Origin of the sequence: Kribbella sp. NPDC051952, from assembly GCF_040680855.1 — a bacterium.
In the GTDB taxonomy this organism is placed as follows: Bacteria; Actinomycetota; Actinomycetes; order Propionibacteriales; family Kribbellaceae; genus Kribbella.
In genome coordinates, this window is the sequence record NZ_JBFAXQ010000005.1 from 228,526 (window position 1) to 245,269 (window position 16,744).

Sequence of the window (16,744 nt, forward strand, 5' to 3'; positions counted from 1 at the left end):
TTTTACCGCTATAGTCCACCGCGTGACGACTTTCGAGATCCGCTCACCCGACGGCCGCACGCGCACCGGGACACTCACAGGCACCGCCACGATTGCCGAGCGGAAGGCAACCGAGCCAGGCGTGCTGCGGTACGACGTAGCCGCGGACGGACCGGTCACCCTGCGCTGGATGTGGCCGGCCGAGACCGCGGTGACGCTTTGGCGGGCCGAGCAGGGATCGCGGCGCGAACTGCCGACCGACTGGGGCTCGCATCGTGACGTCCGGTCGGTCCGCTCGGCGCCGGTCGCGGCACTGATCGACGCGCAGGACCGCAACTTGTCGACAATCTCCTTGTCGGCAAGTGTCCGGGGCTGCGACTTCGCGGTCGGGGTGAACGAGGAGAGCGCCGAGCAGCTGATCGAGCTCACCGTGCACGACACCGAGGCTCAGCGCTTCACCCTGCGGATCGATCTGCGCGACCTGCACTTCGCCGAGGCTCTCCGCGGTGTGACGGCGGAATGGACCGCGAAGCTGGGTGACCGGATCGCTCCGGTCCCCGACGTGGCCCGGCAGGCGATGTACTCGACTTGGTACAGCGACCACCAGCACGTCTCCGCCGAATCGGTCGAACGGCACGCCCGCGCGGGTGCGTCGTACGGCTGTGAGGCGGTGATTGTCGACGACGGCTGGCAGACCGACGACACCGCCCGCGGCTACGCGTACTGCGGTGACTGGGAGCCGACCGGCCGGGCGTTCCCGGACATGGCCGCGCACGTACGCCGGGTGCACGATCTCGGACTGCGCTACGTGCTCTGGGTCGCGCCGCCGCTGATCGGCGTGAACTCGAAGGCCTGGGAGCGGTTGAAGGATCGGACCCTCGGTTTCGCGGACGGCGAGGTCACCGCGGTGCTCGACCCGCGCTACCCGGAGGTTCGGGAGCACCTGCTGGAGAGCTGCATCCGGCCGGTGCGGGACTGGGGAGTCGACGGATTGAAACTCGACTTCATCGACTCGTGGGCCTGGTCCTCTCCTCCCCCGGCGCCGGGCGGCGATTGCACGTCCGTCGACGAAGGCGTCGAGCTGCTCCTGACAGCGGTCACCACCGAGCTTCGGAAGTTGCGGCCGGACGTGCTGATCGAGTTCCGGCAGGACTACGTGAACCCGCGGCTCTGGCAGTTCGGCACGTTCCTGCGCGCCGGCGACTGCGCCCTGGACCCGGTGGAGAACCGGGTGCGCACGGTCGACAGTCGCCTGCTGGCCGGCGATCGAGCGGTGCACTCGGACATGCTGCTGTGGCCGCCGACGGCAACCGCGGAGACCGTGGCGCAGCAGTTCATCGGCGCGATGTTCAGTACGCCGCAGGTGTCGATGGAACTCGATGCGCTGTCGGCCGAGCACGAGCGTGTGGTGCGGCACTGGCTCGGGTTCCTGCGGGATCACACCGACGTGTTGCTGGGCGGCGTACTGACGCCGTCGCGGCCGGATGCTCGGTACACGCAGGTGCGGGCGGTCGGCGACCGGACCACGGTGGTGGCGGTGTTCAGCAACCCCGTGGTCCAGCTGGACGACTCGCCCACGATCGTGGTGAACGGCGGCGCGGACCGGCGGATCTACGTCGAAGGTGCGTCGACCGGGCCGGTCGATCTCGTAGTGTCTGATTGTTCGGGTCACGAGGTACACCGCAGTACGTCGGCGCCGCAGGGGGTGTGGACGATCGACGTACCGATCGGCGGTGTGGCCCGGATCGAACGGAACCGAGGGGGATCGATTGGTTGAGCAGAAGCCGCGACGGACGACGGTCGCGGATGTGGCCCGCCGGGCCGGGGTGTCGGCGATGACCGTGTCGAACGTGCTGAACGCTCCACACCGGGTGGCCGACCCGACGGTCGAGACCGTGCGGGCGGCGATCAAGGAGCTCGGATACATCCCGAACCACGCGGCCCGGGCGTTGTCGTCCGGTCGCAGCCACGTGATCGGGTTGCCGCTGTACCTCGAGGACGAGTCGTTCAGCGACCAGAACCCTGGCCTGGGTGGGTTCCTGCACGGTCTGCTCGGCGGTCTGGTGAAGGCGGCCGCGATCTCCGGGTACGGCGTCCACGTCACTACCCCGACCGAGGGTGCGACCGAGATCGCGCTGTACGAGAAGCTGATCGCGGCGCGGCAGGTCGACGCGATCGTGGTCCTGGAGACGATGCCGCAGGACGAGCGGATCGAGTTCCTCAGCCAGCGGCGGTTCCCGTTCGTCGCCTTCGGGCGGACCGGACCGCAGCATCGGCAGTGCTGGGTCGACGTGGACAACGAGACGTCGATGGCCGGGATCGCCCAGCATCTGCGGTCGACCGGGCGCTCGCGGGCGGTCTACCTCGCGACGGACAGTGCGTTGCCGTGGGTCCACCAGCGGCAGGCCGGGTTCCGGCAGGAGTTCCCCTCGGCGGTCGTGCGCTCCTTCGCTTCCCTCGAAGCGGTCGCGTCGTACGTCGAGGACGCTGACGACACGGACGTTTTCGTCGCGGACAACGACGCGTACGCCGTGGTCGCGATGCGAGCGTTGCAGCGGCGCGGGGTCGCGGTCGGCGAGGATGTCGCGGTCACCGGGTTCAACGACTTCCCGTTCGCGAGCATGCTCGACACCCCACTGACAACGGCCCGCATTCCGCTGCGAGACATCGCAGCATGCCTGTTCGACCGCGCGTTGCAGGAGATCAGCGGCGAGACCGATCAGCCCGGCCGACTGGTCACCGCACCCCTGGTGGTTCGCTCGAGTGCCTGACGGGCGATCAGGAGGGTGGTCGTCGTACCGAGGATGCCGGCTGCGGCGATGGTGAGATTCGGTGCGAGGAAGGTGCCGACGAATCCGGCCAGGCCGATGCTGATGCCCTGGATCGTCATCAGGCCGCTGGTCTGGAGGGTGAAGAGCCGACCTCGGTACGCCGGGTCGACCGCATCCAGGATGAGTGGGTCGATGCCCTGGTTGAACGCGAAGCCGGCTCCGGAGACGGCGAGCAGGACCGCCGCGATCGGGACGGACGGTGTGGCGAGGAAGGCGATCGCCGGGAGCTGGCTGAGCAGCAGGAGTGGGACGACGAGCCGTCGCCGCGTGGAAGGGGTGAACCGCGCGGCGACGAGCTCGCCGAGTACTGTGCCGGTCGCGTAACCGGTGAAGAGTGCTCCCGCAGCCGCGGCCACCGTGCCGGCCTGGGCCGTGTAGGCGACGGCCAGACCGTCCGGGACTGACGAGAACGCGGGCGCGACCCAGGTCAGTACGACCAGGTTGCGGAGGCGCTTGGTGGCGATGAGGTAGCGCAGGCCGGTCCAGGAATCGCTGATCGGGTTGCTCTCCCGCTGACCTGCCGGGGTGTACGGCGTACCGACGCCGATCAGGATCGCGGACGCCAGGAAGGTGACCGCATCGAGGGCCAGCAACCAGGTCGGTCCGACCGCCGCCACCGCGATCGCCCCCAGCGCGAACCCGGTCAGCACGGTCACCTGACTAATTGCCCGCAGCAACGACCTCCCGATCGGGAAGAGATCGGCCGGGAGCAGGTGCGCGAGACTCGCGGCTCGTGCTCCCGCGAAGATCGGCGCGATCACCCCGGTCAGTAGCAACAACCCCAGCAACCCGCCGACGGGCATCCCCGGGATCAGCATCAGCCCGATACACAGCCCGCTGAGCAGATCACACCCCACCAGCACCCGCCGCGCCGGAAATCGATCAGCGAACGAGGACAGCAGCACCCCACTGACGGCGTACGGCAGAAAGGCGCACACCAGGACGAGCGCCGACAGCAACGGCGAGCCGGTCCGCTCGAAGATCAGGATCGACAAGGCAACCTGAGCCGCCACCGTCCCCAGCATGCTCACGGCATGCGCCCCGAACACGCTCCGCATGCCGGGCAGACCCAGGACGGCTTGATAGGACCTCACCCGCAGAGAATGCGAGGTGGTCGATGAACCGGCGTAGAGTTTTGGTTGTGGCCGAAAGTTCTGCGCGATGACGGTACTGCGGTTCAGCCAGGGCGACGCGTTGCGATGCCGATTCGGGGCTTCGCCGCTCTGGGAGACGATGTCGGCAGTGCGAGTCCTGAACGGCGCGCGGCATCGACCCTTGTACGCCGGATGGGTCGAAAGCAAGCGTGACGTGGTGGCCCAGTTGGACCTGACCCAATTGAAGGCCTTGCAGCCTCGCGTGGGGTTCACACCGGACTTCCTGACTCCCCCACCGAAAGCCTCCCGAGCCAAGTTCGCGACCGAGATCGCCCGGGTCCGGAGTACGCCGCTCGACCAGGTGAAGACCGAGCTGGTCCGCTCCCGCGACGAGCTGAACAACCCCGGCGCAGCCGAGATCAACAAGATGCTCCAGGACCTCTCCGGCACCCGCGAACAACTCGCCGACGCGATCGAGAGCGCCTGGACCCTGCTCGTCCAGCCCGACTGGCCACTGATCAGCCGGGTCTTGGAAGACGACATCGCCTACCGCGGTCAGCAGCTGACCGAGGGCGGTCTGGCCGCGTTGTTCGACGACCTGCACCCCAACCTCAGCTGGGACGACGACCGCCTGATCGCCCCGCGCTACCGCGAGCCGGGCCGCGAACTCACCGGCCAGGGCCTCCTCCTCGTCCCCGGCGTCTTCGCCTGGCCCTATCTCGTCATGGTCCTCGACCCCAGCTATCAACCCACCCTCGTCTACCCGGCCCGCGGCGCGGCCCGCCTCTGGTCCGACGCCCCCGCTCCCCCGGATCCGCTGGCCCGACTCCTTGGTCGCACCCGCGCCACGCTTCTCGTCGCCCTCGACCCACCCGCCACCACGAGCGCACTCTCGACCCAGTACGGCCTGGCCCTCGCCACCGTCGCCGAACACCTCTCCGCCTTGTACGACGCCGGCCTCGCGAATCGGCGTCGTACCGGTCACCAGGTGCACTACCGGCGTACCGAGGTGGGACAAGCCGTCATCGACGCATCCGTCGGATAGGACGCGTTCGGCGTCAGAATGCTGGAGTGAACAAGGTTCCGAAGGCCGCGCCCCACAGCATGCGCCACATCCGGCGGTGGCCGGCCTCGCTGGCCGTGATCGCCGTACTGATCCTGCAACTGCTGGTCCCGACCCAGATCAACGGGCTGCCGCGCTGGCTGATGCCGGCGCTCGGCCTGCTGCTCCTGCTGCCGCTGGTCTGGATGAACCCGTTCCATCTGCGTCGCGACGAACCGTGGTTGCGATGGGTCGAACTCGTCCTGCTCGCGGTCCTCGTCCTGGCCAACGCCTTCTACCTCGCCGGACTGATCTACTTCCTCAACCACGGCGCCGCCAACCAGGGACTGGTCCTGGTCAAGGGTGCGCTGCTGATCTGGGTGACGAACGTTGTCGCGTTCGCGGTCTGGTACTGGGAGGTCGACCGCGGCGGACCGTTCGCCCGCGCCCCCGAACACGACCGCGAGGCCGAGCGGGCCGACCTGCTCTTTCCGCAGATGACCGTCGACCTGCCTGGTTGGGAGCGCTGGCTGCCCGGTTTCACCGACTACCTGTTCGTCTCGTTCACCGCCGCGACCGCGTTCAGCCCGACCGACACGATGCCGCTGACCGCGCGGGTGAAAACGCTGATGGGGGTCCAGTCCGGGATCGCGCTGCTCACGATCGCGGTCGTCGCGGCCCGCGCCGTGAACGTCCTCTGAGACGTCTCTCGACAGCCTTGTAATGGGCATGAGACTGTTATGCCCATGTACAGCACGAAATCGGTGGGGTTGGGGTTCGCGGTCTTCTCCGCGATCACGTTCGGTGGGTCGGGGCCGTTTGCCAAGGCCCTGATCGGCGCCGGGTTCACGCCGGAACAGGCGGCCTGGGTACGCATCCTCGGCGCCGCCGCCCTGCTCGTCCCGCTCGCCCTGATCTTCCGCGGTACGGCGGGACTCCGCGCGGCCCGCTCATCCTGGAAAGCGCTCGTGCTGTACGGCCTGACCGGGATCGCCGGCTGTCAGACGCTGTTCTTCATCGCGGCCAGCCGGTTGCCGGTGGGGGTCGCGCTGATGCTCGAGTTCTCCGGGCCGGTGCTGGTCGTGGCGTGGCTCAAGTTCGGGCAGAAGGTCGCCGTACCGAGGTCTGCCGCGGTCGGTGTCGGGATCGCCGTGATCGGCCTGGCGACGGTGGCGGAGATCTGGTCCGGCCTCACGATCGACCTGATCGGGCTCCTCGCGGGGCTCGCGGCGGCCGCGTGCCAGGCGACGTACTTCATCCTGATCGACAAGCTGACCGGCGCCGCCGATCCGCTGGTGATGACCGCGGCCGGAAGTGTGGTCGGCGCGGTCGTACTCACGCTGATCTCGGCGCCGTGGGGTGTGCCGTGGCACGTCCTGACCGACACGATCGCGATCGGCCACCGGCACGCACCCGGCTGGGTGATGGCGACCTGGCTGATCGTCGTCAGCACTGTCGTCGCCTACCTGGCCGGCGCGGCCGCGGTCCAGCGCCTGTCCGCGGCGATCGGCGGAGCCGTCGCGTACGTCGAGGTCGTGGCGGCGTGCGTCTTCGCCCTGATCCTGCTCGGCGAAACCCTGCGCACCAACCAGATCATCGGCGGTGCGATCGTCCTGGTCGGCGCGTTCGTGGCCCAGTCGTCGGTCGGGAAGGTCGCTCCCCCGGAGATCCCGGATGTTGATGCTGATCCTGGCGCTCCCCGGACCGACGTACTGGATCCGGTCATCTGAGCGAGTCCACCAGCTCGCGGGGCAGGCCGTGGGTCTCGTGCAGGTACTCGTAGTCGGTGTCGTCGAGGGACTTGTGAAACCGCTCGTGACTGAGCACCTTCCGGCCACGGTCGAGCAGGTTGCTGAACCGGATCTCCTCGTCGATCAGGATCCGGCGGACCAGCGTCACCGACTCGCCCTGGTGGAAGTGGTGCAGCGTGTGCTCGAACAACTCCAGCGGCAGGTCCGACAGCGTCCGGGACTCGTCGTCGCGCCACAGCAGCGTGAGCACGCGCCGGATCAGCCGGCGCAGCACATAGCCGCGGCCGGTGTTGGACGGGTGCACACCGTCGCCGACGATCACCATGCTCGACCGCAGGTGGTCGATCACGATCCGCTGCGACTGCTCGTCCAGCTGCCACAGCTTCGGGACGATCCGCATCCACGGCTCGAACAGCGAGGTCTCGAACACCGAGTCCTTGCCTTCGAGCAGCATCGTCAGCCGCTCCAGGCCGAGACCGGTGTCGATGTTCTGCTGCTTGAGCGATTCGAGCGATCCGTCGTCGAGGCGGCGGTAGCGCATCATCACGTGGTTCCAGATCTCCACCCAGCGATCGTCGGTGGTCGGCGTACCCTGCGGATCTCCCCTGCCGGTCCAGTAGAAGATCTCCGAGTCCGGGCCGCACGGGCCGGTCGGGCCGTTCGACCACCAGTTGTCGTCGGTGGTCCGCTCGACCGGGATGCCGAGCTCCTGCCAGGTCTGCAGCGACTCCTGGTCCAACGGCACCTGGTCGTCGCCGCCGAACACCGTCACGTACAGGTGCCCAGGGTCGATGCCGAAGTCGCGGGTGAGCAGTTCGTAGCCCCACAACAGGGTCTGGCGGGTGCCGTAGTCGCCGAGCGACCACGAGCCGAGCATCTCGAACACGGTCAGGTGGGTCGGATCCCCCACCTCGTCGAGATCGGTGGTTCGCAGACATCGCTGGATCCCGACGAGTCGGCGCCCCACCGGATGAGGTTCGCCTTCCAGGTACGGCGTGAGTGGATGCATCCCCGAGGTCGTGAAGAGCACCGGATCGCCGAGCCGCGGAATGAGCGTGGACCCGGTCGTCGGAACGTGCCCGCGGTCGAGGTAGAAGTCGATGAAAGTCCTGCTGAAGTTCATGATCCTGGTCCTTGTCTGGATTGACCGGAACCAGACCACCGGGCGTCAGAAACAACAAAACCGGCGAACCGTTTCCGGTCGCCGGTTGGTGAAGAAGATGTCAGGCAGCGGCAGCCGGAGAGCTGAAAGCTCGTACGGCTGCGATAAGTCGGAGCGTCTGACGCATGTCCAAAAGACTACACGAACCCCGGACCCACCTGTCCAGCACCTTCTGCTAGGTGCTGGAGGCCCGGAGGAACATCAGGACTGCCCGGACCCGGCGGTGGTCGTCGGGGGCCGGCGGCAGGGCGAACTTGTGGAAGATGGAGCGGACGTGGGCTTCGACCGTCTTCGGGCTGAGGACCAGCGACTCGGTGATCGACTGGTTGGACCGGCCCTGGGCCATCAGTTCGAGGACGTCGCGTTCGCGGTCGGAGAGGCGTTCGACCGGGCTGCGTGGGCGGTTGAGGATCTGCTCGACCACGGCTGGATCGATGACCAGGTCGCCGCGACCGACCCGGCGGACCGCGTCGGTGAAGTCGGTCAGCTCGACCACCCGGTCCTTCAGCAGGTAGCCGGTCCCGGTCGCACCACTCGACAACAACGTGAGCGCGTACTGGGGTTCGACGTATTGGGACAGCACGAGCACGGCGGTGCCCGGGTGGTGGGCGCGGATCTCCTGCGCGGCCGTCAACCCTTCCTTGCCGTAGCCGGGTGGCATCCGGATGTCGACAATCGCCACCTCCGGCCGGTGCCGCTCAACCAGGATCCGCAGCTCCTCGGCGTCACCGGCCTGCGCCACGACCTCGAACCCGGCCTCGGTGAGCAACCGCGCCATCCCCTCCCGGAACAGCAGCGAATCCTCCGCAATCACGACACGCATGGGATCTCCGCGCGTACACACGTTCCTCGGCCCGGCGGACTGTCCACGCCGAGCCGGCCGTCGACCGCGGCAACCCGATCGGCCAGACCGCGCAACCCCGATCCCTCCGGGTCGGCGCCGCCCTTGCCGTCATCGCGGATCTCTACGACCAGTCGGCCATCGGTACGCCGTACCGAGACACAGACCTCCGTCGCCGACGCGTGTTTGGCCGCGTTGGCGAGGGCCTCGGAGATGACGAAGTACGCCACCGCCTCGATGGCCGGCTCCAGGCGTTCAGCCGGTACGGCGAGCAGACGCACGGGGACCGCGGAATGTTCGGTCAGCGAACGCAGCGCCGAGTCGAGGCCCTCGTCGACCAGGATCGACGGATGGATGCCGCGGGCAAGCTCCCGGAGTTCGTCCAGCGCCGTCGTCAACCCATCGGCGATCGCGTCCACCGAGCACGCGGAGGCCGGATCACCCTCGATCGCGAGCTTCGCCGCGGTCACCCGGGCGTCGAGTGCGAGCGATACCAACCGTTGCTGGGCACCGTCGTGCAGGTCCCGTTCGAGCCGGCGCCGTTCGTTGTCTGCGGCAACCACGATCCGGGCGCGCGACGCTCGTACCTCGGCAAGCTGCGCGTTCAACTCGGCCCTCAATCGGTCGTTGTCGACGGCCATCCGCACTGCCGCACCGGCCGAGCTGAGCAGGTCCGCGTCGTCGAGCAGCGCACTGTCGTGCAGCACCGCGATCATCGGGTCCCCGTCATGCTCGAAGTACGTCGTGGTCTGCCCCGACCTGTCGGCCAGTACGGCGCCGTTCGCGGTGAGATACCGCTGCGTCGTGACGTCCCAGCGACCGATCGTCAGCGACGGATCACCCAGCACCCGCGCCATCGCCTGCTCGACCAGATCCAGCCGGGAGTGATCCGCGAGCTCCGTCACCAACTCGCCGATCCGGGCCTGCCGCACCCACGCGAGTGACAGTCCCGCCAGGATCGCGAGCGGATGCAAGAGACCGGCGTACGTCCCGACCTCTCGCGCGGCCCGGAGGACCTCGGGATGCGTGTCGTAGAACTTGAGGCTGTTGGCAACGATCTGGACACTGAATGCCAACAGCAACGGTACGGCGGCAACCACCACCGGACCGGAGATCCGCCGGAGCGGACCGCTCGCGCGCCACCAGCGCAGCACGCACACCGCCGCGAGTCCGACGAACATCGGCACCATGAAGTAGACCCTGGACGGGAAGACCGCGTAGATCCGGTCGATCAGGTCGACGACCTCGGGACCGGCCCGGATCAGGTTCAGATCCGGCGGGCAGTCCCCGCACCCGATCTCGAGCGGGTCGACGCCGAACGCCGGGATGGTCGTCCAGCACAGGACCGCGACACAGGCCGCGAGTACGGCGAGGCGCTCCCAGCGCTGGGTCAACCGACCGCCGGGGAAGGCCAGCAGGAGCAGCGCCAGGGCCGGTAGGATGGCGAGTTCGAACGCCAGGCCGATTGTCCACAACAACGGGATCCGGGTCGCGTCGAACAGGTACATCAGGTACGCGACGCCGGTGAGGATCAGCAGGACGCCGGTCCGGTTGCGCGGCTGCCGGGTCCAGGCGATCAGGCCGGCGACGAGGTAGAGCCACGGCAGCAGACCGAATTGCCACGTGTTGTCTCCGGCCCGCCACAACAGCAGACATCCGACCCCGCCGGCCAGCCCGGCGAGGACCGCGACCACGCGGTTCATCCGCCACATCCGAGGAGCTCGGAGATCCTGGTCTCGGACAACTCGGCCTTCGAGATGAAGCCGAGCGCCGGTGTACCGGGCAGGCGGCTGCGATAGGCGGAGGCATCCCGGATCGAGGTCAGGATCACCGCCGGCGCATCCGGCTCCTCGGCCAGCCGCCGGGCCACCTCGAACCCGTCAATGTCCGGCAGCTGGACGTCGAGCAGCACTACGTCGGGTCGGAGCGCCTGGACGGCCGAGATCGCCGAGCTGCCGTCACCGGATTCGCCGATCACGTCGAACCCGTGCGACTCCAGCATCCGGCGGGCCGAACTCCGGAACAGAACGTAGTCGTCCACGATGAGGATTCGCGCCGCCCCCATCTCCACATCGTCGGGGCCACCCGGCCACCCGTCAATCAGGGCCAGCCCTCAATCGCGCTCTGGTGCCCGCCCGGATGTGCCCTCGCGGGCCCGGCTGCTTCGCTGGCCACGAAGCGCCAGGGAGGGGACCAGGCCATGCCAACCATCAGACTCCGCACGCTCGTCGTGTCGCTCAGCACGTGTGTCGCGGTCGTTGTCGCGGGCACCCTGCCGGCCGCTACGGCAGCACCGCCGGCACGCGGCCTTGCTGCTTGCGTGGATGATCCGGCGTTCCGCTGCGCGACGATCCCGGTACCGCTCAACCGGCAGCATCCCGACAGCCGCACGATCCCCTTGCATGTCGAGGTCTTTCCGCACACCGGCCCGGCCGCGGCCCCGGCCGGCGCGGTCTTCATCACCTTGGGCGGTCCCGGCGCGTCGATCAGCGCGTTCGACAAGTACCCGTACGCCGACATGCTGTCGACCGTGGCCGAGACCCGCGACCTGGTGTTCGTCGACCAGCGCGGCCTCGGCCTGTCCGCGGCGATCGACTGCCCGGCCTGGCAGCACGGCGGACCGTTCTACCCGTCCGCGGCGCAGTGCCACGACCAGCTGGGCGACACCGCGAACTTCTACAGCACGACCGACGTGGCCGACGACCTCGAGCAGGTCCGGCGGACCCTCGGGTACGGCGACATCGACCTGATCGGAGCGTCGTACGCGACCCTCGACATGGTCACGTACGCGACCAGGTGGAAGCAGAACGTTCGCTCGATCTCCCTGGGTGCACCGGGCCTGGCTGTGGATACCGATCCCTTCAACCCTTATCCGGCCAGGGCTTACCCGACTCTCGTGAACGCGGTCTGCGGCCGCTCGCCGGGTTGCGCCGCGGCGAATCGTGATCCAGCCGGATCGCTTGCCTGGCTGGCCGATCGGCTTCGTCGTACGCCGGTCACCGGGACCGGATACGACTCGCACGGAATCGCGCACAAGCTCACGGTCACCGAGAACCTGCTTGCCTTCGGCATCATGTTCTTCAACGGCGGCAGCTTCGTCGGGCCGGGCGAGATCACCCCGGCCGCGGAGGCTCTCCGGCGCGGCGACGCGGTCCCGCTGCTCCGGTTGGCGGCCGACGTCGACCCGGCGAACGGCTTCGACAGCGGCGATCCGCGCGAGTACTCGGCCGGCCATGCGCTTGCCCGGATGTGTGTCGATCTGCCGGTTCAATGGGACAAGGATGCGAGTCCGGCGCGCCGCGCGCAGCAGTACGCGGCCGCGTACGCCGCTGAGCCGGCGCACTACGGTCCGATCTCGAAGGCTGCTTGGGACCATCCGGGCTATCTCGGCTACTCGCCGCAGCCCTGTATCGCGTCGAGCTGGCAGGACCGGCCGAACTACCCCAGCGGCACGAAGGTCCGCGGCATACCGTCACTGATCCTGGCCGGCGAGTACGACGCCGGTGTGCCGGAGGAGCTCGCGCGGATCGCGGGCAAGGTGCTGGTCGGGTCGAAGTACGTCGAGTTGGCTGCTGTCGGCCACGCGACCTGGTTCGAGGGACCGTGTGGGACTGCGTTGCTGCAGCGGTTCATCACCACGCTCAACGTCGGGGACACCTCGTGTGCACGGGTCCCACCGGCGGGCTATTGGATGCCCGGCAGCTTCCCCGTGACTGCGGCGTCCGCTCCGGTGGCCAAGCAGACGAGCGGTCCGGCCGCGAGTCCCGACGTACGACGGTTGGCCACAGTCACCACGTGGACGGTGCTGGACGGCCTGTCCCATATCGCGTCGATCTCCGGCCTGGTCGCCGGCGGCCTGCGTGGCGGCACGATCACCTACGTGCCTGATGCCGATGTGCCCTTCGTGTTCGACGATGCTCGCTTCACCAAGGACGTGCGGGTCTCGGGTTCAACAACCTGGACACCCGACGGCATCGAAGGCTCGTTCACAGTCCGCACCTCCAGCGGCCCACCCATCCAGGCGACGCTGACCGGCCCGTTCACCAAGCTCGGCAGCGACTTGACCCTCACCCTCCGCCAAGGCCCGACAACCCAAACCCTCACACTTCCTGGCTACTGAGAACTACACGTCGAGGAGTTCGCGGAGTACGGCGCCTGTGTGAGGGCGGGTCCATTCGCGGCGGACCCAGTCGCGGCCGGCGGTACCCAGGGATTGGGCTCGGGTGGGGTTGGTGAGGAGGTCGGTGATGCGGAGGGCTACGGAGACTGGGTTGTAGGGGTCTACCAGGTAGCCGGTTTCGCCGTGGCGGACGGTGTCGGGGGCGCCGCCGGAATCGCCCACGATGACGGGCTTTCCGGTGGCGGAGGCTTCTAGCGTCACGATCCCAAGAGCTTCGGGCTCTAGCCCGAACCGCCTCGTTCGGCACGGCATCGCGAACACGTCCGCGGCATCGACGTACGGCGGAATGTCCGTCCACGGCACCGGGCCCGTGAAGACCACCGACGAGCGCACCCCGACCGCGGACGCCAACTCCTCGAGCCGTTCGCGATCAGGCCCACCGCCGACCAGCAAGAGGATCGCCGACGGAACCTCAGCCAGCACCCGCGGCCAAGCGCGGATCAGCGTGTCCTGACCCTTGCGCGGGATCAGCCGCGACACACACGCCACGATCGGCCCCCCACCGAGCCCCTTCCGAACCTGCTCTCCCCCGCACCCCGGAAAGAACCGGTCCGTATCGACCCCAGGCGTCAACCGCCGCATCCGCCGTACCGCAGCCGGCGACAACGCCGGCGCAATCCGATCAGCACACCACGACGACACCGTGGTCACCGTGTCCGCCGCGTCACCGATCCGCCGCAGCGCCTGCCGAGCACCCGGTACGCCGGCCCACCACGTCTCATGCCCGTGGGTCATCGCCACGATCCGCCGCGCACCGGCCCGGCGCAACGCCGGCCCCATCAGCCCGAGCGGCGCGGCCGCGCCGAACAACACCCGGTCGGCGTCGTACTCACGCAGCAGCCCGGCCGCCCTCCGGGTGATCCGGGCCGTCGGCAACAACATCGTCGTACGATCCCGGATCACCGGGAACGGAAGACTCGCGTCGTACGCCGCATCGCCCGGTTCGTGCGACGTATAGACCACCAGCTCGGGCAGCTCGTCGCACAGCGACCGGACGAACGTCTCGATCCCGCCCTGCCGCGGCGGAAAGTCATTGGTGACGAGAAGGACAGTCATCGCTGCGGCGGAACGGTCAGGCCGTGTTCGGACGCCCAGGCCCGGCCCATCGCGATCCGCTCCGGCGGGGTTGGGTGGGTGGCGAACAGCCAGACCCGCCACCAACTCGGGTCCAGCCCGGAGATGTTTGTCACGGCCAGATCGTGCTGCATCGCGACGAAGTTCCGCGGGTCCTTCGTCAGCTGCAGCGAGTGGAAATCGGCGCGCGACTCGATCCGGCGGCTGACGAAGTTCTGCACCGGGGCGCTGACCGTCGTCGCGGCAACGATCAGCGCGAGCAGCATCGCGGTCCGTCGTGGGTCAGCCATCCTTGTCCCGAGCAACAACTGCAGCAACACCACCCCGAGGGCCGCACCGAGGACACCGATCAACGTCCCGTGCAGTACGTCGTCCTCCGACGCGTGACCGAGTTCGTGCGCGACCACCAGCCGCACCTGCGCCGGCGGCGTGTCCTTCAGCAGCGTGTCGTAGACGACCAGCCGACGGGTCGACCCGAAGCCGGAAACGTAAGCATTCAAAGCGGTCGTCCGCTTCGAAGCATCCGCGACCAGCACATCCTTGACCGGTACGCCGTCATCCGCGGCGAGCTTCATGAAGTCATCGCGCAATGCCCCGGCCGGCATCGAACTGAACTGGTTGAACCGCGGCTCGACCAGCACCGGGTACGCGAACGAAACGCCCAGCACCAACACGGCAGCAGCACTTGCCGCAGGCAACCACCAGCTCTGTTTCCACTTACGGGCAAAGGCAATCAGGACCAGCGCGATCACCGCAAGTGCGAGTGACATCAGCGCCCAGTTCACGATGCGGTCGCGAGTCCAGAGGCTCCAGTCCTGCACCGACAGACCGTACCGGCGGGTGACTCGCTCGGCCATCACATCGGTCGGGACCGTGATCAGGCTGGTCAGCAGTCCGAGCCCGAAGACGAGGAGCGGCACAGAGACGTACCAGAGCCGTTTGAGGTGCAGGGCGTCGTACAACCGTCGGCCGAGTGGGCTGAAGCCGATCACGAGTGGGACCGCCACCGAGAGCAGCCAGGAGGTCGTTGACCACGGCAACAACGCGTGCCGGAAGGCGTTCTGGCGGGCGATCTCCGCGGCAGTGAAATCCAGGGCAGTGTCCGAACCCGAGGAACCGGGCAGATGCCAGGGCAGGCTGATGACGATCATCGCCACCACTTCCACGGCAAGGACGGCGGCGACCACTCGAGGCGCCCACCACTTCACTGAATCAGACACAGCAGCCCATCAGACACCGGCGAGCCGCTTGAGGTACTTCTGCCACTCGGCGACGAACTCCGCCTCGGTCATCCCCAGCACCGACTTGAACGCATCCGCCAGGCCGGTCGTGGTCTTCGACGCGTGCACGGCCCGGTAGAACTTCACCAGCTTGGCCTGCCCCTCCCGCTCCGCTATCAGCCGGCAGGCCAGCCACGCCGACTCGTAGGCCTGTGGCAGCTCGGTGGCGGACGCTGCGAACGCGTTCGGCGACGGGAGCGTGGCCGGAACCTTGCCTTCCCGGACCCCCTTGAACAACTCCTTCGCCGCCGACTCGTCCTGCACGGGGACAGCGGTGAACGCGACGTAATCGGCGAATCCCTCGGCCAGCCACAACGGCACCGGCGACGCGGTCGCGGTCGACGCGACGTGGGTGGTCTCGTGGGTCAGCACGATCCGGCGGCCCTGCTTGCCGAGCTCCTCGAAGAGCTTCGGATTGGCGACGATCCGGACCGGAGCCCCGGCCAGTGGACTGTCGAGCTCAGCCATCGTGACGGCCGCGATCTGGGTGTACGTGTTCGGTTGGGCGCCGAGGACGGACTCCATCTGCGCCTGCTTGGCCGGCAGATAGACGACCACCTTCTGTTTCCAGGCCTTGCCCCACACCTTGGTGACCGACTCGACCGCGCGATCCGCGACCGAGACATAGCCCTTCGCGTCCGCCTCCGAGTCGAGGCTGATCACGAGACTGTGCGTGCCCTTGGCTACGTCGATCGGGCCGAGCGCCCAGATCGGCCGGCGCTGCCCAGCCAGGAACCGCTCCGAGAACGACGCTGCGTACGTCGTCCCGTCCCGAACGACGAAGGTGACCGGCAAGGTCTCCCGGGCGGGTTTGGTGTCGAACCCTGACAGCTGCCAGGACACCTCGACCTGAGCCAGCCAGGACTGCGTCCCGCCGAGCTCGGTCTGGCGGTCCGGGGTGAGCGCGGCGATGTCGTCGCTCACGTAGCGCAACTGGAACGTGCCGATCGGGAGCGTGCTCAGGTTGGCGAAGATCGTCCGCGCGCTGGCCCTGAACTCGGCGGCCTTCGGGTCGATCGTGTCCAGGAACTCGGTGCGGTTGTCGCTCTCGACCGCGTCGGACATCTTCTGCAGGACGGCCTCGCCGGCGACAGCACGCTGTACGCCCTTGGCTGCTTCGTCAGGAGTCGAGGAGGTCTGGGCCTTGTGCGCGCCGGGCGCGTTCGGGTCGGCGGGCGCGTTGGCGATCTGCTGAAGTCCGGCGTACCCGGCTCCGGCGACCAGGCAGACGGCCAGGCCGAGGGCGACCTTCTTGGCGATCGGGCCGAAGGACGGCGGGAGCCGGCGACCACCGGACGGTCCGTCACCGCGAGGCTGCGGACGGTCATCAGCCGGAGCGACGACCGGGAGCGGCACGGTATCGCCCTCTTCGTCGATCACCTCGGCCCCTCGCTGCTCACCTGCCCCAGTCAGGCGGGACACTACGTGCCTCCTCCGACATTACGGCACCTGGACGTCCGTGAAACGACTCGGCCCCGGGGGTTGTCCCCCGGAGCCGATGAGTATGTCA

The 16,744-nt window shown here is 68.3% G+C and carries 14 protein-coding genes; 6 read left to right on the forward strand and 8 right to left on the reverse strand.

Annotated elements, in window-relative coordinates:
* The first annotated feature begins 22 nt into the window (after nt 1–22).
* Nucleotides 23–1,756 (forward strand): glycoside hydrolase family 36 protein, encoded by a 1,734-nt coding sequence (locus tag AB0L70_RS12545; RefSeq protein WP_363683097.1) that lies wholly within the window; start codon nt 23–25, stop codon nt 1,754–1,756.
* Nucleotides 1,749–2,750, forward strand: coding sequence for a LacI family DNA-binding transcriptional regulator (locus AB0L70_RS12550; protein WP_363683099.1), 1,002 nt, complete (start codon nt 1,749–1,751; stop codon nt 2,748–2,750). Before AB0L70_RS12545 ends, AB0L70_RS12550 begins: the two co-directional genes overlap by 8 nt.
* Here AB0L70_RS12550 and AB0L70_RS12555 read toward each other — a convergent pair.
* Nucleotides 2,699–3,904 (reverse strand): MFS transporter, encoded by a 1,206-nt coding sequence (locus tag AB0L70_RS12555; protein ID WP_363683101.1) that lies wholly within the window; start codon nt 3,902–3,904, stop codon nt 2,699–2,701. The genes AB0L70_RS12550 and AB0L70_RS12555 overlap by 52 nt on opposite strands.
* A 67-nt stretch (nt 3,905–3,971) precedes the next feature.
* On the opposite strand from AB0L70_RS12555, the gene AB0L70_RS12560 reads away from it, so the two are divergent.
* Genes AB0L70_RS12560 through AB0L70_RS12570 form a run of 3 tightly spaced genes read left to right on the forward strand, consistent with a single transcriptional unit; the run spans nt 3,972 to nt 6,676 of the window.
* Entirely contained in the window at nt 3,972–4,949 is a 978-nt protein-coding gene (locus AB0L70_RS12560; protein WP_363683103.1) for a DUF5937 family protein, read from the forward strand.
* Between the two features lie 26 nt (nt 4,950–4,975).
* Nucleotides 4,976–5,647 (forward strand): hypothetical protein, encoded by a 672-nt coding sequence (locus AB0L70_RS12565; protein ID WP_363683105.1) that lies wholly within the window; start codon nt 4,976–4,978, stop codon nt 5,645–5,647.
* Nucleotides 5,648–5,692: 45 nt separating this feature from the next.
* Nucleotides 5,693–6,676 carry an EamA family transporter gene (locus AB0L70_RS12570; RefSeq protein WP_363683107.1) on the forward strand — a complete coding sequence of 328 codons (984 nt, stop codon included), beginning with the start codon at nt 5,693–5,695 and terminating at the stop codon, nt 6,674–6,676.
* Here the strand turns inward: AB0L70_RS12570 and AB0L70_RS12575 are convergent.
* The 4 genes from AB0L70_RS12575 to AB0L70_RS12590 all read right to left on the reverse strand — a co-directional run bounded on the left by AB0L70_RS12575 (nt 6,669) and on the right by AB0L70_RS12590 (nt 10,765).
* Nucleotides 6,669–7,820 carry an alanine--tRNA ligase-related protein gene (locus tag AB0L70_RS12575; protein ID WP_363683109.1) on the reverse strand — a complete coding sequence of 384 codons (1,152 nt, stop codon included), beginning with the start codon at nt 7,818–7,820 and terminating at the stop codon, nt 6,669–6,671. The genes AB0L70_RS12570 and AB0L70_RS12575 overlap by 8 nt on opposite strands.
* 214 nt (nt 7,821–8,034) lie before the next feature.
* Entirely contained in the window at nt 8,035–8,682 is a 648-nt protein-coding gene (locus AB0L70_RS12580) for a response regulator transcription factor (protein ID WP_363683111.1), read from the reverse strand.
* Nucleotides 8,670–10,403 carry a sensor histidine kinase gene (locus AB0L70_RS12585; RefSeq protein ID WP_363683113.1) on the reverse strand — a complete coding sequence of 578 codons (1,734 nt, stop codon included), beginning with the start codon at nt 10,401–10,403 and terminating at the stop codon, nt 8,670–8,672. The genes AB0L70_RS12580 and AB0L70_RS12585 overlap by 13 nt, the downstream gene beginning before the upstream one ends.
* The gene (locus AB0L70_RS12590) at nt 10,400–10,765 is read right to left on the reverse strand and encodes a response regulator transcription factor (protein WP_363683116.1); all 366 of its coding nucleotides are present in this window, start codon (nt 10,763–10,765) and stop codon (nt 10,400–10,402) included. Before AB0L70_RS12590 ends, AB0L70_RS12585 begins: the two co-directional genes overlap by 4 nt.
* 135 nt (nt 10,766–10,900) lie before the next feature.
* Between AB0L70_RS12590 and AB0L70_RS12595 the strand changes: the two genes are divergently transcribed.
* Complete coding sequence (locus AB0L70_RS12595) at nt 10,901–12,820, forward strand: alpha/beta fold hydrolase (protein ID WP_363683118.1); 1,920 nt, start codon at nt 10,901–10,903, stop codon at nt 12,818–12,820.
* Nucleotides 12,821–12,823: 3 nt separating this feature from the next.
* On the opposite strand, the gene AB0L70_RS12600 is transcribed toward AB0L70_RS12595, so the two are convergent.
* The 3 genes from AB0L70_RS12600 to AB0L70_RS12610 are packed head-to-tail and all read right to left on the reverse strand — an operon-like array spanning nt 12,824 to nt 16,656.
* The gene (locus AB0L70_RS12600) at nt 12,824–13,936 is read right to left on the reverse strand and encodes a glycosyltransferase family 4 protein (protein WP_363683120.1); all 1,113 of its coding nucleotides are present in this window, start codon (nt 13,934–13,936) and stop codon (nt 12,824–12,826) included.
* Complete coding sequence (locus tag AB0L70_RS12605; RefSeq protein WP_363683122.1) at nt 13,933–15,174, reverse strand: M48 family metalloprotease; 1,242 nt, start codon at nt 15,172–15,174, stop codon at nt 13,933–13,935. Before AB0L70_RS12605 ends, AB0L70_RS12600 begins: the two co-directional genes overlap by 4 nt.
* A gap of 9 nt (nt 15,175–15,183) precedes the next feature.
* Complete coding sequence (locus AB0L70_RS12610) at nt 15,184–16,656, reverse strand: hypothetical protein (RefSeq protein WP_363683124.1); 1,473 nt, start codon at nt 16,654–16,656, stop codon at nt 15,184–15,186.
* Nucleotides 16,657–16,744 lie beyond the last annotated feature (88 nt).